The organism is Alteromonas sp. AMM-1 (assembly GCF_047290655.1).
GTDB lineage: Bacteria > Pseudomonadota > Gammaproteobacteria > Enterobacterales > Alteromonadaceae > Alteromonas > Alteromonas mangrovi.
This window is the reverse complement of the sequence record NZ_JBLBUE010000060.1, coordinates 1-18,729: the sequence shown is the minus strand read 5'-3', so window position 1 is coordinate 18,729 and position 18,729 is coordinate 1. Positions and strand designations below refer to the sequence as shown.

Annotated in this window: 20 protein-coding genes; 9 read left to right on the top strand and 11 right to left on the bottom strand. The window is 48.4% G+C overall.

Annotated elements, in window-relative coordinates:
- The 8 genes from ACLR2L_RS11195 to ampD all read right to left on the bottom strand — a co-directional run.
- On the bottom strand, window positions 1–485 hold a 485-nt coding region (locus tag ACLR2L_RS11195; RefSeq protein ID WP_413368268.1), incomplete at its 3' end, for an SIMPL domain-containing protein.
- A 68-nt stretch (window positions 486–553) separates the two neighbouring features.
- On the bottom strand, window positions 554–1,501 hold the full coding sequence (locus ACLR2L_RS11190; protein WP_413368266.1) for a GNAT family N-acetyltransferase: 948 nt from the start codon (window positions 1,499–1,501) through the stop codon (window positions 554–556).
- A gap of 129 nt (window positions 1,502–1,630) precedes the next feature.
- Window positions 1,631–3,049: a dihydrolipoyl dehydrogenase gene (gene lpdA, locus ACLR2L_RS11185; protein ID WP_413368264.1), complete on the bottom strand. Its 1,419-nt coding sequence runs from the start codon at window positions 3,047–3,049 to the stop codon at window positions 1,631–1,633.
- 144 nt (window positions 3,050–3,193) lie between these two features.
- Window positions 3,194–5,194: a dihydrolipoyllysine-residue acetyltransferase gene (aceF, locus tag ACLR2L_RS11180; protein ID WP_413368262.1), complete on the bottom strand. Its 2,001-nt coding sequence runs from the start codon at window positions 5,192–5,194 to the stop codon at window positions 3,194–3,196.
- Window positions 5,195–5,214: 20 nt separating this feature from the next.
- Window positions 5,215–7,887 (bottom strand): pyruvate dehydrogenase (acetyl-transferring), homodimeric type, encoded by a 2,673-nt coding sequence (aceE, locus tag ACLR2L_RS11175; protein ID WP_413368260.1) that lies wholly within the window; start codon window positions 7,885–7,887, stop codon window positions 5,215–5,217.
- 153 nt (window positions 7,888–8,040) lie between these two features.
- Entirely contained in the window at window positions 8,041–8,793 is a 753-nt protein-coding gene (locus ACLR2L_RS11170; protein WP_140956360.1) for a GntR family transcriptional regulator, read from the bottom strand.
- A 527-nt stretch (window positions 8,794–9,320) separates the two neighbouring features.
- Window positions 9,321–10,208: a beta-lactamase regulator AmpE gene (ampE, locus tag ACLR2L_RS11165; protein WP_413368258.1), complete on the bottom strand. Its 888-nt coding sequence runs from the start codon at window positions 10,206–10,208 to the stop codon at window positions 9,321–9,323.
- A gap of 1 nt (window position 10,209) precedes the next feature.
- On the bottom strand, window positions 10,210–10,776 hold the full coding sequence (ampD, locus tag ACLR2L_RS11160) for a 1,6-anhydro-N-acetylmuramyl-L-alanine amidase AmpD (RefSeq protein WP_413368256.1): 567 nt from the start codon (window positions 10,774–10,776) through the stop codon (window positions 10,210–10,212).
- Between the two features lie 90 nt (window positions 10,777–10,866).
- Here ampD and ACLR2L_RS11155 point away from each other — a divergent pair, with 90 nt between their 5' ends.
- The 6 genes from ACLR2L_RS11155 (at window position 10,867) to coaE (ending at window position 15,773) form a co-directional block, all read left to right on the top strand.
- Window positions 10,867–11,388: a TIGR02281 family clan AA aspartic protease gene (locus ACLR2L_RS11155; protein WP_413368254.1), complete on the top strand. Its 522-nt coding sequence runs from the start codon at window positions 10,867–10,869 to the stop codon at window positions 11,386–11,388.
- Between the two features lie 13 nt (window positions 11,389–11,401).
- Window positions 11,402–12,262, top strand: a complete 861-nt coding sequence (nadC, locus tag ACLR2L_RS11150; RefSeq protein WP_219993860.1) for a carboxylating nicotinate-nucleotide diphosphorylase — start codon at window positions 11,402–11,404, stop codon at window positions 12,260–12,262.
- Between the two features lie 226 nt (window positions 12,263–12,488).
- Complete coding sequence (locus ACLR2L_RS11145; protein ID WP_140956364.1) at window positions 12,489–12,920, top strand: pilin; 432 nt, start codon at window positions 12,489–12,491, stop codon at window positions 12,918–12,920.
- A 66-nt stretch (window positions 12,921–12,986) separates the two neighbouring features.
- A complete protein-coding gene (locus ACLR2L_RS11140) occupies window positions 12,987–14,204 on the top strand; it encodes a type II secretion system F family protein (protein WP_140956365.1) in 1,218 nt (405 codons plus the stop codon).
- A gap of 72 nt (window positions 14,205–14,276) precedes the next feature.
- Window positions 14,277–15,152: a prepilin peptidase gene (locus tag ACLR2L_RS11135; RefSeq protein WP_413368251.1), complete on the top strand. Its 876-nt coding sequence runs from the start codon at window positions 14,277–14,279 to the stop codon at window positions 15,150–15,152.
- Window positions 15,153–15,773 (top strand): dephospho-CoA kinase, encoded by a 621-nt coding sequence (gene coaE / locus ACLR2L_RS11130; RefSeq protein WP_413368249.1) that lies wholly within the window; start codon window positions 15,153–15,155, stop codon window positions 15,771–15,773.
- Window positions 15,774–15,776: 3 nt separating this feature from the next.
- Here coaE and ACLR2L_RS11125 read toward each other — a convergent pair whose 3' ends face one another.
- Genes ACLR2L_RS11125 through ACLR2L_RS11115 form a run of 3 tightly spaced genes read right to left on the bottom strand, consistent with a single transcriptional unit; the run spans window position 15,777 to window position 16,853 of the window.
- Window positions 15,777–16,049, bottom strand: a complete 273-nt coding sequence (locus ACLR2L_RS11125) for a hypothetical protein (protein WP_413368247.1) — start codon at window positions 16,047–16,049, stop codon at window positions 15,777–15,779.
- Window positions 16,042–16,521: a hypothetical protein gene (locus ACLR2L_RS11120; protein WP_413368245.1), complete on the bottom strand. Its 480-nt coding sequence runs from the start codon at window positions 16,519–16,521 to the stop codon at window positions 16,042–16,044. The genes ACLR2L_RS11125 and ACLR2L_RS11120 overlap by 8 nt, the downstream gene beginning before the upstream one ends.
- Window positions 16,522–16,547: 26 nt before the next feature.
- A complete protein-coding gene (locus tag ACLR2L_RS11115; RefSeq protein WP_140956370.1) occupies window positions 16,548–16,853 on the bottom strand; it encodes a DUF883 domain-containing protein in 306 nt (101 codons plus the stop codon).
- A gap of 330 nt (window positions 16,854–17,183) precedes the next feature.
- On the opposite strand from ACLR2L_RS11115, the gene zapD reads away from it, so the two are divergent.
- The 3 genes from zapD to ACLR2L_RS11100 form a co-directional block, all read left to right on the top strand.
- The gene (gene zapD, locus ACLR2L_RS11110) at window positions 17,184–17,939 is read left to right on the top strand and encodes a cell division protein ZapD (protein WP_140956371.1); all 756 of its coding nucleotides are present in this window, start codon (window positions 17,184–17,186) and stop codon (window positions 17,937–17,939) included.
- 2 nt (window positions 17,940–17,941) lie between these two features.
- Window positions 17,942–18,166: a DNA gyrase inhibitor YacG gene (gene yacG, locus ACLR2L_RS11105; RefSeq protein ID WP_140956372.1), complete on the top strand. Its 225-nt coding sequence runs from the start codon at window positions 17,942–17,944 to the stop codon at window positions 18,164–18,166.
- A gap of 7 nt (window positions 18,167–18,173) precedes the next feature.
- On the top strand, window positions 18,174–18,729 hold a 556-nt coding region (locus ACLR2L_RS11100), incomplete at its 3' end, for an aspartoacylase (protein WP_413368242.1).

Sequence of the window (18,729 nt, the reverse complement as noted above, 5' to 3'; positions counted from 1 at the left end):
TCGGTACGGGCCTGATAACTCTCGGTGCTTAACGCAACCCCTTTTGCCATAAGTTCAGACATATGTTGCATTGCACGGCGCACTATTGGAACATTCTGCGTATAAACCGTTACCGTTTGTATTGCACTGTAACGAAAGGTAACGTCCTCATTACCACCGTAGCGCTGGGCAAGTTTGTCTGTCACCTCTGGCAAGCCAATGGTAATTGACGCTTCATCAATGCCCTGCTGCAATAAGAATTGTTTAACCAATTCACTGTTACGCGCGGTAGACGCGTACAGCGCCGTTAAGTCGTTACCCGCTTCGATAAACTGCACAGGCCAGATAACCTGATCTGCCAGATATTCCTGTTCGGATAACCCTTTCACTACCACTGAGCGCTCCCACTGTTTAGCCTCGAGCAACGCCGAGCCAGTTAAACTGCCTAACGCAGATAACCCTGCAACCAAACCAATAGCAAGAATTGCCGCGGCACCTTTGTTCATCGTTGTACGTTCCTTTGTTCGGGTATTAAGGTAATCCTAATATCAGATTCTGACCACAAAAAGGCAGCTTAGTGCAAATCTAATTGCATTTGGATGTCGCAGCGACAATAAGGTGATGGTGCGCTCTTCGTTAGTTCATAAAAGCCCAGCTTTTTGTATAAACTGATTGCGGGCGTGAGCTTGCGATTGCTTTCTAAAAACAAGCGTTTTGCTTTTAGGCGTTTGGCAAGATTTACGGCAGCCAGGCCAAGCTCATACCCTAAGCCCATCCCCTGATGAAGATCGCTGACCGACATTTTTGCCAACTCGAAGGTACTTTTTGGCATAGCAATCAGTGCCACTGTGCCGCATACACTGTTATCTGGTGCCAGCATCAACAGTATTTTTCCGCCTTTATCCAGGATATAGCTTTGCGGTGCAAGCAATGCGGCCTTGTCGGACTCTTCCATTACAAAATAACGCTCAATCCAGGCCTTGTTCAGTTCATAAAAGGCGGTTTCATCTCCGTCTCTGAAAGACACTATTCGGTATCCTTCTGGCAATCGCGCGCGCTGCGTTACCAATTCCAGCAAACAAGTGTGCTCCAGTCCATCTTCCAGCTTAGTTAACGCGCAAAGCAAATCAGGCGATACATCGTTTAACCAGGCAGAAAGTGCGTGTCCAATATCATTCACCTGCCTGTTTAGTACAGGCATAATGGCCTGCCCTTTCTCACTCAGCACCAGCGTATTTACCCGCTTATCTGTTGCCGATGGCACACTGCAAAGCAAACCAGCAGCCTGCATTTGTTTTACTATTTTGCTGATAAATGGATGCGATTGGCCGGTCATACCTGCCAATTCCGTTATACTTGCTGACGTCTGCTTACTCAATGCATACAACACCGGAAACCAGGTAGGCTCCAGCGCCAATTCATAATACCGGTATACGTCGGCCGCCTGCAGCGATAAGCGTTCTGCCAGCCTGCGAAAGCGGCTGCCCAATGCAGATGCGCCGGCTTGTTGCAATATATCCATACTCCACCCTCAAATATATGTAACTAGTTACATATATTTAGCGCTTGCTGAATTTTTTTACAAGTAAAATTTTCATTGGCAATAAAAAACCCCGGCAAGCCGGGGTTTCTTTAACACGTAATTATCGAATTACTTTTTCTTCGCTTTTGGGTTAGGCAAATCTGTAATGCTGCCTTCGAAGATTTCAGCGGCTAAACCAATCGATTCATTCAGCGTTGGGTGAGCGTGAATGGTTAATGCAACATCTTCTGCATCTGCACCCATTTCAATTGCCAGGCCAATTTCACCTAACATCTCACCAGCGTTAGTACCTACCATGGCACCACCAATTACACGACCAGAGTCTTTATCGAAGATCATTTTGGTCATACCGTCAGTGGCGTCAGACGCAATCGCACGGCCAGAAGCTGCCCATGGGAATACCGCTGTTTCGTAGTTTACGCCTTGCTCTTTGGCTTCTTTCTCAGTTAAACCAACCCAAGCTACTTCTGGCTCAGTATAAGCAACAGAAGGAATGCAACGTGGGTCGAAGAAGTGTTTCTTGCCAGCGATGTTTTCAGCAGCAACATGACCTTCGTGAACGGCCTTGTGCGCCAGCATAGGCTGACCAACGATGTCACCAATTGCATAAATGTTGGCAACGTTGGTTTTCATTTGCTTGTCAACGTTAATGAAGCCACGCTCGTCTACTGCAACACCGGCTTTCTCAGCGTCAATCAGTTTACCGTTCGGGCGACGACCCACTGCTACCAGTACTTTGTCGTAACGCACTGGCTCAGCAGGTGCATTTTTGCCTTCGAAGGTTACGTAAAGACCATCGTCTTTTGCTTCTACGCCAGTCACCTTGGTTTCCAGCATGATGTTGAATTTCTCTTTGTACGACTTCATGAACACTTTGATAATGTCTTTGTCTGCCGCAGGGATCAGTTGATCCAGGAATTCAACCACGTCAATTTTTGAGCCCAGTGCTTCGTACACAGTACCCATTTCCAGGCCGATGATACCACCGCCCAGTACCAGCATTTTTTCCGGAATGTCTTTCATTTCCAGCGCGCCAGTTGAATCGATTACACGGTCATCCTTTGGAATGAATGGCAGTGATACTGGCTCAGAGCCTGCAGCAATAATAGCCTGGTCAAACTTAATGGTCGTTTTACCGTCTTTGCCTTCCACTTCCAGCGTGTTGGCACCGGTAAATTTACCCAGGCCCTGTACATGTTGTACTTTACGCATTTTAGACATACCAGCCAGACCTTTAGTCAGCTGACTAACAACGCCGTCTTTGTACGCACGGATTTTATCCAGGTCGATTTGAGGCTCGCCAAACGTAACACCATGGCTGGCCAGGTGCTTGGCTTCTTTCATTACCTTAGCTACGTGCAGTAATGCTTTAGAAGGAATACATCCAACGTTTAAGCACACACCACCAAGGGTTTCTCTTGCATCAACAAAAATCGTTTCGATGCCTAAATCAGCAGCACGGAAAGCTGCTGAGTAGCCGCCTGGTCCGGCGCCTAGTACCACTAACTGCGTTTTAATTTCGCTCATCGTGACCTCAAATCTGTCCTGTTCGTCTTGCGTCGTATTGCATATGTAGGGTGAATTCTAACTAGCTGTTGCCAGTTGGTAAAGCCAAAGCCGCGAATTCGTTAAAAGCGCATCCCGCTGTTAAAAGCGGGATACGACAATGATTTACAGAATTAACTGGCGTAAATCTTCCAGTACGTCTTTCAGGTGTACAGCAAACCTTGCTGCGACCGCGCCGTCAATAACACGATGGTCGTAAGACAGCGATAAAGGCACCATCAGACGTGGTTCAAACTCTTTGCCGTTCCACTTAGGTTTAATGTCAGACTTAGACACACCTAAAATAGCCACATCCGGCGCATTAACGATTGGCGTAAAGCCAGTACCACCAATGCCACCCAGGCTGGAGATTGTGAAACAGCTGCCCTGCATGTCGGCCGCTTTCAACTTGCCGTCACGCGCTTTTACACTGATTTCCATTAGCTCATTCGACAGCTCGTAAATGCCTTTTTTATCAACATCACGCACTACCGGCACAACCAGGCCTCCGGGGGTGTCTACTGCAATACCAATATGGTAATACTTTTTCTGAATTAAAGACTCGCCCGACTCAGAAAGTGAAGTATTAAATACCGGATAGGCTTTAAGTGCACTTGCCGCAGCTTTCATCATAAATACCAATGGCGTGATCTTTACACCCAGCTTGCGTTTTTCAGCAACGGCATTCTGATCTTTGCGGAACGCTTCCAGATCAGTGATATCAGCTTCTTCAAACTGTGTAACATGTGGGATCGTTACCCAGTTGCGATGCAGGTTTGGCCCTGAGATTTTTTGAATACGGGTAAGTGGTACTTCTTCCACTTCACCAAACTTCGCAAAATCAACCTTAGGCGGCGGCAATACCTGTAAACCACCACTTCCGGCAGCCACATTGCTCGCAGGTGTCATCTTCGGACGCGACAGTTCGTATTTTACGTAAGACTGAATGTCTTCTTTCAGAATACGGCCTTTCGGACCTGAACCAGATACCTCAGCAAGATCAACACCAAATTCACGCGCTACGCGACGTACCGAAGGTGAAGCATGCACTTTACCTGTTTTGCGCTTTTCGCCCGCAGACGGGTGATGCGGAACCGGTGGCGGTTTCGGCTTACCAGGTTCTGGCGAAGCGGTCACTGTAGCAGGTGCACTTACAGCGGCTTGTGGTGCAGGCGCCGCTGGTTTAGCTGCGCCTTGAACCTTAAGGATACACACCTTGGCACCTTTAGACACTTTATCACCCGTGCTTACCAGCAATTTGGTAACTACACCGGCTTTTGGCGAAGGCACATCCATGGTGGCTTTGTCGGTTTCAAGGGTAATTAAACCATCTTCAACCGCAACGGTATCGCCTTCCTTCACCAACACTTCAATTACGTCCACGTCGCTGGCGTCGCCAATGTCCGGTACGGTAACTTCAATTTCTTCCTCTGCCGCAGCCACGGGAGCTTCGGCTACTGGTGCAGGTGCTGCAGTAGGTGCAGGCGCAGCGGCCGGGGCACTTGCAGCAACGGGAGCAGCAGCTTCAGCAGCTCCGCCAACTTGCAGTAACAAAACCAGCGAGCCTTCGCTAACTTTGTCACCTTCTTTCACTTTCAATTCAACAACTTTACCAGCCTGCGGGCAAGGCACGTCCATAGTGGCTTTGTCGGTTTCAAGCGTGATCAAACCGTCTTCGGCCTGAACGTCATCCCCTACTTTCACCAGGATTTCAATCACGTCTACATCAGAAGCATCACCGATATCCGGTACAGTTACTTCAATGGTTTTAACGCTACCACTTGCTGCCGGGGCAGCGACTGGAGCAGGCGCTGCTGCAGAGGCTGAGGCAACCGGCGCTGCCGGCGCACTGGCAGCGGGGGCTGCTGGCGCTGCACTCGCACCTGCGCCCGCTACTTCCAGCTTGGCCAGTAAGTCGCTTTGTTTAATTTTATCGCCAACTTTTACGCACAGCTCTCTTACCGTACCGGCAAATGGGGCCGGTACGTCCATGCTGGCTTTGTCGCTTTCCACGGTTACCAGTGCATCTTCAGCTTGCACACTGTCGCCAGGCGACACGCAAAGCTCGATGACTTCAACTTCATCTTCACCTAAATCCGGTACGAGTACGTCTTTAATGTCTGACATCGCTTCTAGTCTCCCTGAACTTATGCGTACAGTGGGTTGATCTTATCCGGGTCAATGCCCAGGTCCTGAACCGCTTTACTCAGCGTTTTCGCGTCTACATCACCTTGCTTGTACAGTTCGTATAATGAAGCATAAGTTACGTAGTTTGCGTTCACCTCAAAGTGACGACGCAGGTTTGCGCGGCTGTCTGAACGACCAAAACCATCGGTACCCAGTACGCGGTATGAACCTGGTACAAAAGCACGAACCTGATCAGAGTAGTTCTTAATGTAATCCGTTGCAGAGATCGTTGGCGCGTCAAAGCCTGCAGACAATACCTGTGTAATGTAAGGTACTTTTTGCGTCGCTTCCGGATGCAACATGTTGTAACGGTCACAATCCATACCTTCACGAGCCAGCTCGTTGTATGAAGGTACACTGTATACTTCAACCGCCACACCGTATTCGTTGTGCAGTTTCTGCGCCGCTTCGCGAACCTGAACCAGAATGGTGCCTGAGCCCATCAGCTTCACTTTCTTCTTGCTGCTTGCATCGCCTAGGGTTTCCAGCTTGTAGATACCCTTGATGATGCCTTCTTCCACGCCTTTGGGCATTTCAGGCTGAACGTAGTTTTCGTTCATTACCGTGAGGTAGTAGAACACGTTTTCCTGATCTTCCAGCATACGACGCAAACCGTCCTGAACAATCACTGCCACTTCGTAGCCGTAAGTCGGATCGTAACTGATACAGTTTGGAATAAGCGCTGCTTGCGTATGGCTGTGGCCATCCTGGTGCTGCAAACCTTCACCATTCAGTGTGGTTCTGCCGGCAGTACCACCTACCAGGAATCCACGACACTGACTGTCACCCGCTGCCCAGGCCAAATCGCCTACGCGCTGGAAGCCAAACATAGAGTAGTAAATGTAGAACGGCACCATTGGCAGGTCGTTGGTAGAGTACGATGTACCCGCCGCTAACCAGGACGCCATTGCACCTAATTCGTTAATACCTTCCTGCAGAACCTGACCTTTCTGATCTTCGCGGTAGTACGCAACCTGATCAGAATCCTGGGGTTCGTATTTCTGACCCTGGCTTGAGTAAATACCTACCTGACGGAACAAACCTTCCATACCAAACGTACGGGCTTCATCAGGAATAATAGGCACTATGCGCTTGCCAATCTGCTTGTCTTTCAACAGTGCAGTCAGTACGCGTACGAACGCCATTGTGGTAGAAATTTCGCGGTCGCCAGAACCTTTCGTTACCGCTTCAAACGCTTTCAGTGAAGGCGCTGGCAATTCATCTGTCGTGCGAGCCAGACGGCGCGGCATGAAGCCATTCAGCGCTTCGCGACGCTCACGCAGATACTTCATTTCTACGCTATTTTCTTCGAAGCGGTAGTATGGCAGATCAGCCAGTTTCTCATCAGATACAGGAATATTGAAACGGTCGCGATAGTGTTTAATCGCATCCATGTCCATTTTCTTAACCTGGTGAGCAATGTTTTTACCTTCACCAGCCGCACCCATACCATAACCTTTAACGGTTTTGGCCAGGATAACCTGCGGACGGCCTTTGGTATTCACTGCGCGGTCATAGGCAGCATAAACCTTAACCGGATCGTGACCACCACGGTTCAGACGCCAGATGTCCTCGTCAGACATGTTGGCAACCATTTCTTTCAGTTCAGGGTACTTGCCGAAGAAGTTAGCACGAGTAAACGCACCGCCTTTCGCTTTGAAGTTCTGGTACTCACCGTCAACAGTTTCGTTCATTACCTGCAGTAATTTGCCTGACGTATCACGCGCCAGCAACGGATCCCAATAACGACCCCAAATCACTTTGATCACTTCCCAGCCTGCGCCACGGAAAGTGCCTTCCAGTTCCTGAATGATCTTGCCATTACCACGCACCGGGCCGTCCAGACGTTGCAGGTTACAGTTTACAACAAACGTCAGGTTATCCAGGCCTTCGCGTGAAGCCAGACCAATTGCCCCCAAGCTTTCCGGCTCGTCAATTTCACCGTCGCCCAGGAAACACCATACGCGCTGATTTGAACAGTCTTTCAAACCGCGGTTAGTTAAGTACTTAAGGAAACGTGCAAGATAAATTGCCTGCATTGGCCCCAAGCCCATTGATACGGTTGGGAACTGCCAGAAATCAGGCATCAATTTAGGGTGTGGGTAAGACGACAAGCCTTGTCCGTCTACTTCCTGACGGAACATGTCTAACTGTTCTTCAGACAAGCGACCTTCAATATAGGCACGTGAGTAAATACCCGGTGCCACGTGGCCCTGATAAAACAGGAAATCGCCGCCGTCGTGGTCGTTGGGCGCACGGAAGAAGTGGTTAAAGCCCACATCGTACAGCATGGCAGACGATGCGAAACTGGAGATGTGACCACCCAGTTCTAAATCTTTTTTCGATGCACGCAGCACCATCATCAGCGCATTCCAACGCAGTGCGTTACGAATGTTGCCTTCCACCGTTTGATCACCTGGCATGGTAGGCTCTTGCCCTGGTGGGATGGTGTTGATGTACGCGGTCGTCGCGTCATAAGGTAAGTGAGCGCCGTTGCGGCGCGCCTTTTCAATTAACGATTCTAATAAAAAGTGAGCGCGCTCAACCCCTTCTTCTGCCAGTACTGACTCTAACGAGTCCAGCCATTCCTGGGTTTCCTGAGGGTCAACATCTTGGTGCATCATTTCAGTCATGGTGCCGTCCTATAGTTACTGATACGGAAAAACATCCACGCGTAACCGGCAAATACCGACGAATGGATGAATACCTAACATTTTTATTGATATGCAACACAGACTACCCGCTGCATACCCGCTTTTACTGCTAAACCCAACCCGAAGGCCGGATTAAATTTCCAGTCTGCGCAACGCCCGCTGTACACGGCTGTCGCGCTGATTTATTGCCAGTAATGTTCTTTCGATATAAGCCAGATGAGCATTACAGGCTTGTCGGGCCGCTTCTGGATCGCGACTGACAATGGCTTCAACTATTTCTTTACGCTGCCGGGCGATGTCCTGACCGGCCTCTTCAGTGGCATGCAATGCCAGCATCTCGAGGTTGCGTTCAATGTTTTCTACCAACATGGATTGCATCGTGCTCATCACGTGCAACAACACCATGTTGTGCGACGCTCTTGCCATAATCACATAAAAACGACCAAGGCATTCAGCCTGATCTCGCTTGCATTCACTGCGACCGGGCATAGGCATTTGATCAAGCGCATCACGCAATGCCGTGTAATCTTCAGGTTGGCCTCGCAATGCCGCGTAATACGCCGCCATCCCTTCCAGGGCATGACGAAACTCCAGTAAGTCGAACTGTGTTTCAGGACGACCGCTGATCAACGCCATCAGAGGATCGGTCATGGCAGAATTTAACTGGCGACTAACAAAGGTACCGCCGCCTTGCTTGCGTTCTACCAGGCCTCTCGCCTGCAAATTGCCAATGGCTTCGCGCAAGGACGGCCTGGACACCTGAAACTGGTCGGCTAATTCCCGTTCTGGCGGCAATTTTTGCCCTGCGAGCAACGTCCCATCCAGAATCATGGATTCCAGTTGTTCAGTGATCACATCGGCCAGTTTTCTACGTCCGGGTTGCATCCAGTCAGCACTCCGCCAGTTATCCTTAATACGCACTCAGACGACGAATTTGTAAACAAACTCCAGCCTCGCCCAAAATTGGTATTACCATTTTACCTATCTAATTAGTGTAGAGCAGAATATCACTCAGGTAAATAGTAACCATAGATGGAGTTTTATAAAGACTCTTTTACATTTTGCTTAACTTTTGAAATATTTAATAAATATTTGGACATTCAACTGGTCGTACAAGCTGTTTAGCCCGCCTTAAATTGGTAATTTTTCTACAAATAACAGCATCCATTCAAAGCACGAACAAAAATTAACCACAGCACATTTCATTACCAATTGATGGAAATACACTTAAAAACGCCATTAGTGGATTAAATAAACAGAGTAAACGATGTGATTTGTTAACTGGTTGAGTAACCAGCGCTCAATGGATTAACGCAAAGCTTGTTATGAGGGGGTGGAGAGGGTGTGAGGAGAGCGTGGCAGCTTATAGCAACTCGAAAAGAACACTATAAACAGCCACCTAAGAATCAGATTTAATGAATTACGCCCGACATGGTAAGCATAGCGATTACCGCTAAAATGAGCATAACATTGCGTTTAGCCAGCGTTACCAGGGCTTTGGGTTCACAAGCCAGGTCGCGGTCGGGATCATCAGTAACCTCAACTTCTTCTGCCTTCGAGGCAACGTCGGTAAGGAATACTTCAGCGGGAACAGCAGGCTGCGTGAGATACGACAACCACACCGGCATAGCTCGCGAAAAATGCCCAACCAATAGTAAGCCACACGCTGTGATCCTTACCGGTACTATATCCAGGATGTGCATCCAGGCCACTAGTAAATCGGCTCGCTCATCACTGCTTTGGCACGACAAGCGATACAACTCACGACTGGTTACATACAGTATTGCGCCAGCGGCACCGAATATAGCAAACCACAAAATAACCGCCGCATAATGCTGATAATTCAACCACAGCAGATGTTGGCCAAAGCTCTTTCCGTGCACGGTTGCATCACTGTCGCTGTCATTGTCGCTATCATCAATATCACTTCTTTGCGTTGTGCAGTGGCCCAATTGCTCGGTATATAAATAACAGGCTTGCTTATCTCCGCGTTCAGCAGCGTTTAAGAACGCCCGGTAGGTTTCACGCAGGCGTTCGCTGCCCAGGCATAAATACAACAATATGCTTTGCAAAATAAAACTAATAAAACCGCCAACCAACCATTGCGTGATCACAAACGTTACCACTACCGGCAACGCCAGTTGAATAACCAATCTCACTTGTTCAGATTGATAGCTGATCCAAGACTGGGATTGTGCCCAGTCGAAATATTTAGCCAAATGCGTTTCTATATGCCAGCCGGGTGTTTTACGCATTGAGCGTTCTACCGCCAGTACGAGCAATAAACTGATTAAAATCATCTTATCGGTCCTGCAGAATTGCCGCCAGCGCTTGTCGGTAAGCTGGCCAGTTGAATGCCACACCGGGGTCGGTTTTTCGACTCGGTGCGATATCGTTATGCCCCACTACCCTGCCAAGGGTAATCCGTGGAAAATAACGCAGTATTTCTTTACTAACATTAATAAGGCTTTGATATTGCGCTTCGGTGTAAGGCAAATTATCTGTGCCTTCCATTTCTATACCTATAGCAAAATCATTACACTTTGGCCTGCCCTGAAACGACGAAACCCCAGCATGCCAGGCGCGCAAGTTAAACGGCACGTATTGTTCAACCGCGCCATCCCGCCGGATCACACAATGCGCTGACACCCGCAGATGCGCTATCTCCGGATATACGGGATGATCGTTAGGATTGATCGTACCGGTAAACAATTGCTCAATGCCGGGCGTACCAAATTCGCCGGGGGGCAACGAAATGTTGTGGATCACCAGCAAACTGACATCGGCGGCATCGGGTCGCTCGTCATAAAACGGCGAGGATTTGGCAATTGCACCCGAATAAGTAATCGCTTCTGATTGATTTTCCATATCTTTATTGGTTAGCGTGTAGCCATTCTCAGCAATGTGAGATAGTGTGACAGTGAAGTATTATAATCACAACAAAAATCCGGAGCCGGTATGACCTCTACCGACAGCCAGCACAATGGTGCAGCCAAATGGATGCTGATCCTTGCCTGGACCAGCGCATTTGCCCTGCTTATTTACGTGTTCAGCGATTTACTTGAACAACAAATCAATCCCAATAGCCAGCCAGTCAGTGAAAACGAAGGCGGGCAGGTAACCGTGCAACTGGCGCAAAACAAACAGGGGCATTACGTGGTTACCGGTGCAATAAATGATATTCCGGTAGTGTTTTTGGTAGATACAGGCGCAACGGATGTTGCCATTCCCGCCAACCTCGCCGCCGAACTCGGGCTGGTAAAAGGCAGGCCGGGGCTGGCTAATACCGCCAACGGCACGGTAACGGTTTACGATACCCTTGTTAACAAACTCAGCATTGGTCAAATAACCCTGTATAATGTGGATGCCAATATTAACCCAGGCATGCAGTCCGGCCATATATTGCTTGGCATGAGCGCCTTAAAGCAGCTCGAGTTTACCCAACGGGATAACACCCTGATACTGCGTACCCTAAACTAAGAAGATATTTATTGTGAGCCAACAATCTCTACCCGCCCAGCACCTGATTGACAGTCAGGTGATTGCTGCACTGGCTGAAGATCTCGGTGGTCAAGCCGATGCCAGCGCCGATATAACCGCCAATCTTATTCCGGCAACCCAGCAGGCAACCGCCACAATTATTACCCGTGAAGACTGTGTGGTGTGCGGTGTTGCCTGGGCCAGGGCCGCATTCTCACTGGTAGACAGTGAAATCGAACAACACTGGCATGTGCAAGACGGCGACAGCATAACCGCTAATTCAACAATGGTTACACTCAAAGGCAATGCCCGCGCATTGCTTACTGCCGAACGCACCGCGCTCAATTTTTTGCAGTTGTTATCGGCAACGGCTACCGTTACAGCTTACTATGCCAGTATTCTGGAAAATACCGGGACACGCATTTTAGATACCCGTAAAACCATACCGGGTCTGCGGCTGGCACAAAAATATGCCGTCGCCTGCGGCGGCGGAAAAAATCACCGGATTGGTTTATTTGACGCCTTTCTGATTAAAGAAAATCATATTGCTGGCTGCGGAAACATTGCCACGGCGGTGGCTAATGCGCGGTCCCTGGCACCTGGTAAACCGGTTGAGGTAGAAGTAGAGTCATTGGAAGAGTTACAACAAGCCATTGATGCCGGTGCCGATATCGTGATGCTGGATAACTTTAGTAACGAACAGATCCAACGCGCAGTTAGCATTAACCAAAAACGCTGTAAACTGGAAGTCTCAGGTAACGTAACGTCTGAGCGTCTGTCAACCCTGGCGCAATTAGGGGTAGACTTTATTTCGTCAGGGGCATTGACCAAAAACGTGAATGCTGTTGATCTATCGTTAAGGCTTGTATTGTAAAGCCTTGATCGCTACTCGTGCTGTTTGGCGACTTGTTAGGTATAAAAGCAAACACCCTGCATGCCGCCGAATCTAGACATGAGTATAGTTTCTAATACTTGTCAGATGCTTAGATGGTTCTATACTGAGAATCAAGTACCGGGGATGTTGTGACGACTAACCAGGTATAAACTTAACACCATATGCAAATTGACTGTTATCGCTTAAGCGACCCGGAGATGTGACCATGCAAAATATCAAACTGAACAACAAAGGTTTTACCTTAATCGAATTGATGATCGTTGTAGCTATCATCGGTATTCTGGCTGCGGTGGCGCTGCCTGCTTATCAGAACTACACCACCAAAGCGCGTTTCTCTGAAGTAACACTGGCTACTCAGGCTCACAAAACTGGCATTGAAGTATGTGCGCAAACCGAGCTTGACCTGACTAGTTGTGCTGCTGGCTCTAACGGCGTTCCTGCGGACATTTCAGTTGCAAGCGGTCTGGTAAGCTCTGTAACCTGGACAGCGTCTTCTTCAACTGCGGGTACCCTGGTTGCAACAGCAATTTCTGGTAGCGGCTTGTCTGGCCAAACTTACACACTGACTGCTACTCTGAACTCTTCTACTGGTAAAGTGACTTGGGCAGAATCTTGTTCTGACGCAGCACTGTGCTAATCAGATGACATAACACGAAGCCCAGTTTACGCTGGGCTTTTTGCTTTCTGAACAGGTGGAAAATGTATGGCCAAAACAGAATCACTGACAACCTATACCTGGCAAGGTAAAAATCAGAAAGGTCAAACCATCAAAGGCGAGACCAGTGCCAAGTCAATTCAGGAAGCAAAAAACCTGCTTCGTCGCCAGGGGATCTCCGCCACTAAAGTTAGAAAACTGTCTAAACCGCTGTTTGGTAAAGGCAGAGAAAAGATCACAGCAGCCGATGTGTGCGTTATCTCCCGCCAAATTGCGACTATGCTGGCAGCGGGTGTGACGCTGATTCAAACCATTGACATGCTCGCAAAAGGGCACTCCAAAGCGGAGATGCGTAAAGTCCTCACGCAGATTGGCGACGAGGTTAAAGCCGGTAACCCACTGTCTAAAGCTCTACGCAAGCACCCTAAACATTTCGACGACCTGTATTGCGACCTGGTAGAAACCGGTGAACACTCTGGTGCGCTCGAAACAATTTACGATCGTATCGCTACCTATAAAGAAAAAGCCGAAGCGCTAAAGTCAAAAATCAAAAAAGCGATGTTTTATCCCATCGCAGTATTGGTAGTGGCCTTTATTGTTACCGCCGTTCTGCTTATTTTCGTAGTGCCGCAGTTTGAAGAAATATTTTCCAGTTTTGGCGCTGAACTACCTGCGTTCACCTTGTTAGTATTGGCAATATCCCGGTTTGTACAGGATTTTGGGGTATTTATTGTTGCTGGTATGGCCGTGGCAGGCTATTTGTTTAAACAATATTATGCCCGTTCAAAAGATCTGCGCGACAGCATAGACGCGCGCATGTTAAAGATCCCGGTCATCGGCGAAATCCTGAAAAAGGCTGCCATTGCGCGTTTCACCCGTACACTTGCTACAACCTTTGCAGCAGGTGTACCGCTAATCGGCGCGCTCGAATCTGCCGCAGGTGCGTCGGGTAATGCGGTATATCGCGATGCGATTTTGTTTATTCGCAAAGAAGTCGCCGGTGGTATACAAATGAACACCGCAATGCGCGGTACCAACGTATTCCCGGATATGGTTACCCAGATGATCGCCATTGGTGAAGAGTCTGGCGCGGTTGATGAGATGCTCAGCAAAATCGCCACCATTTACGAAGCCGAAGTCGACGACATGGTAGACGGTTTAACCAGCTTACTTGAACCCATGATCATGGCAGTACTTGGCGTAGTGATTGGTGGCCTGATTGTGGCAATGTATTTGCCAATCTTCCAGATGGGTATGGTTGTGTAGCTTACTTATCGTGGGGTAAGGTGTTATTCTTGCCCCACTTTTTAACCAATTAAACCTACTTTAAACATCATCATGCAACCGATAATTGATCTGAGTATTTCAACGCCCTGGTTTTTCTATGCAATGGTGGGCATGGTTAGCCTGATGGTTGGTAGCTTCCTGAATGTGGTGATACACAGATTACCTATTATGATGGAACGCGCCTGGAAGCAGGAATACCAAGGGTATTTTCATCCGGAAACGGCGCCAGAAAGCGCCCCTCAATATAACCTGATTAAACCCGACAGCACCTGTCCTAAATGCGGCCACACGATTCGTGCCTGGGAAAATATCCCATTAATCAGCTATGCCATACTCGGCGGACGCTGTGCCGGCTGTAAAACCCCCATCTCTATACGCTATCCTCTGGTGGAACTGCTTACCGCCATGCTTTCAGTATGGATTGCCATGCACTTCGGACCCGGCAAAGCGGCTTTGGCTGGCGTGGTGTTAACCTGGATGCTGGTTGCCATGACATTTATCGATTTGGATAAAATGCTGCTACCCGACCAAATCACGTTACCTGCGCTATGGTTCGGTTTGTTGTTAAGTCTGGATCACGTGTTTGTTTCACCGCAGGATGCCATTTTAGGGGCAGCTTTTGGCTATTTGATCCTGTGGAGTATTTACTGGGCATTTAAGCTATTAACCGGCAAAGAAGGCATGGGCTATGGCGACTTTAAACTGCTCGCGGCGCTAGGTGCATTTACCGGCTGGCAGGGGTTGCTGATCATTGTATTGCTATCGTCTTTTGTAGGCGCACTGTTTGGCGTAGTGATTATGATTAAACAACGCCAGGGTAAAAATCTGGCGATTCCGTACGGCCCTTATCTAGCGATTGCAGGCTGGATAGCCCTGCTCTACCAGGAAGATATAAAAACCGCCTATTTTAACTGGGTATTCAGCTAAATGACGCAGGCACCACAACGTCCCTTTTTAGTTGGCCTAACCGGTGGAATAGGCTCAGGTAAAACGTTAGTCAGCGATACGTTTGCCGATTTGGGTATTGAGATTGTTGATGCCGATATCATTGCACGGGATGTGGTTGCACCGGGAAGTGCAGGATTGGCCGCGCTTGTCGCCCACTTTGGCGCAGGTATTATTGCCGATAACGGCGAATTAAACCGGGCAGCATTACGCGAACGGGTATTCAGCGATGAGCAGGAGAAACAATGGCTGAATGCCTGTCTTCATCCTCGCATTAGGCAGGCCATGCAACAAGCCGCAGCGAACGTTTCCTCACCTTATGGCATATTGGCGGTGCCGCTATTAATAGAGAATAATCTTATTGCGATGGTAGATCGCGTTGCAGTGGTAGATTGCCCAGAGGCAATGCAATTAGCGCGAGCCATGCAGCGCGATGGTAGCAGTGAAGCCATTATCAAAAATATCATGGCGTCTCAGGCTACGCGTGAGCAACGTTTAGCTGTGGCTGACGATGTAATAGACAACAGCAATTCGCCCGAGTCTACCCGACAGCAGATACAAACATTACACTTGCGCTACCTTAAGCTCGCTCAGGCACGTTAACCATTACACCATCTGATAGCGCGCCAGCGTTTGCGCAAATCGCCATAGTGCCCGTCGTTTTCTGCCACTTTTTGCGCCATTAGAATCCGTTGAATACTGCGCTTTCGCCACGCCAAGTGCAAAGCTACTCAGCAATCCCCCTGGCGTAGCAAGCCATTGTGTTGCAGCAGAAATAGTCTCCTGCCTGCAATAATCACTGACTTCTGAGGCCTCTACAGCCTGACGTCGCCACTTATCGCAGTTGCCTTGCTCTTTTCGCAGTACATAGTTAATCATGGCGATTATCCTTTGTTTTCTGTTGCGGCTGCGGCTTTGCAAATGCAGCTTCAATCATGCCACTGAGCGACACCTTTTCCAGTGCGCCCTTTGCCGTTTGCCAGGCAAGCCAGCAAAGGCTGGCATTCAACACCAGTAACACGCCTACAATGCCTGCTATCGGCATTGTCAGTGAATGTAGACCTGCCGCTAGCCCTGCGTTAATTAACAACCAACAACAACATGCCAGCGTGAAGGCAGCCAGTGTTGCCAGTGCGGTAACCAGAATGGATTTTCTGACAAGCCTGGCTTCAGCCTTCACCCACTGCCATTTCACAAACCATTCGTACTGTTTAGCCTGAAATGCATCGGTGGCTAGTTCAACAATGGTGTCCAGCGTTGGATCCGTTGTATCTTCAGCGCCTGATACTTCCGATTTTTCAGTCCCATCGTGTTCGTCAAAATGAGTGTCTGAATCTGAATCAACTGACATGTTGTTGCTTGCTGACAGCATAGCGTTTACTTCGCCTTTTTCAGCAACGACGTAACCAACACGCCTGCAGCAAAAGCGATACCGGCCGCGGCAAGTGGATTTTCTGTGGCATAGTTACGTACACTGGATTGCTGCCACTTTTGCTTTGCTAAACGCTTGCGGGCAGCCAGCTTATCGGCCGTTGCGGAAGACGTATCGCGCACTGATGCTTCGGCAGCAGCGGCCTTTTCAGCGAGGGAATTTACCGACTCGTGCAACGACGATTGCAATTTGTCAGTCATTGGATGCATTGATGTATCGGCACCATTACTTACGCGTTTTGAGGTAGCCATAAAATACTCCTTGTAGATAAATTAAGCTTTGAAGGGTTATCGCTGTTTTGCGTAACCACACTTTGTCTGCTGCAAATGGTATTCCAGCTAAAAATTAAAAACTTAATTCATTGAAATACTTAAACTATTTTCAATTTAGATTTATACTTGCCGTTTAATGACTTAACTAATTCGAATTCGATTGCGAAAATGATGCCGGTTAGCCTGTAAAAGCTTCACAGTATCTGTGTTGGCCTTACACCTTGTATAACGGAGTAAACGTCCGGATATATTGGTAAATTAGCGGCTTGACTGGTAGTCTGTTGAGATAAACAGGTTCCGAGGATTTAAATGGCAAACTTCACAGTGTACGAATTTCCGCTGAAAGAAAAAGTTCGCAATTACCTGCGGATTGAGCAGCTCATGGGTCAGCTGAAGGCGGGAGCTGCCGGTTTAGACAACGGTATGCAACTGTATTTCTTTGAGCAACTTTTTACGCTGCTGGATTTGTTCGAGCGTATTGATATTCGCACCGACATTGTGAAAGACCTGGATATACACGAGAAAAACCTGGTGTACTGGTCACAGTTACCCAATATCGATAACGATGCCTTGCAGCAGACCCTGCGCACTATTATTTCTATTCGCGATAACCTGAAACAAAGTAAGAAGGTGAGTCCTGCGTTAAAAGACGACAAGTTTCTTGCCAGCATCCGTCAACGATTTGCCATTCCCGGTGCTACCTGCAGTTTTGATTTACCCAACCTGCATTTTTGGATGCATTTGCCATTGGCCCAGCGACAGGATGACGTAAAACAATGGATTCAGTACTTTGCCCTCACTGAAGAGGCCATTAGCATTACTTTGTCCTTTTTGAGAGAACGCACCATGTACTCAAAGGAAACCGCCACCAACGGTTTCTATCAAGGCGTTGCCGATGACAAGAATGAACTCATTCGCATCCGCTGTGCCAGCGGTACGGACTTCTATCCCACCCTCAGTGGCAACAAGTACCGCTATGCACTCAGATTCATGTATTTTAATCCGCCTGAAGGACGTTCAGGTGCCGTAGAACAAAATGTTCAATTCGATATAGCAGCGTGTTAACCGTGAAAGTAAAATGCCCTACCTGTAAGACCGATGTTGTTTGGTCAGCTGAGAGTGAATTCCGTCCGTTTTGCAGTAAAAAATGCCAGTTGATTGATTTAGGGGAATGGGCGTCGGAAGAAAAAGTCATTTCAACTCCGTCGCAGGAACCGCTTGCAGAAGAAATCGATATCGAAGAAATCGAAGCCATGCTTGCTCAGCAGCAAGATGACTTTTTTAAACACTAGAGGTGATATGTTGCAAAAAATTGCGATTGTTGGCGGAACCCACGGCAACGAAATGAGCGGCATTCAGTTGGTAAGCAACTGGTTGCGACACGGCGTTCCTTCTTCATTTAATGATCTGGACATTACTTGCTTATTTGCCAATACCAAGGCCATGGAAGCGAATGTTCGGTTTTTGGAAGAAGATCTGAACCGACAGTTCACTCCGCAAAAACTTGCAGCTACCCCATCCTGCCTGGAAGCGCGTCTGGCTCATGAATTAAATGAAAAGCTGGGGCCAAAGGGTAACTCAGACTTTGATTTGGTGATTGATATTCACAATACCACCAGCAGTATGGGCGCAACGCTGATTATTCTGGAAGCCGATGAATTCCACGTGCAACTGGCCCGCTATGTAAAACACCACATGCCCGAAGCCAATGTGCTGGTAGAGGACGAAAAGCCGCCTCAGGAACATCCGTATCTGTGTACCCTGGGCAAACGCGGTCTGATGATTGAAGTTGGCGCACAACCTCAGGGTTTGCTGCGTGCAGATGTGTATGCGTTAACCGAAAAAATGGCCGTTG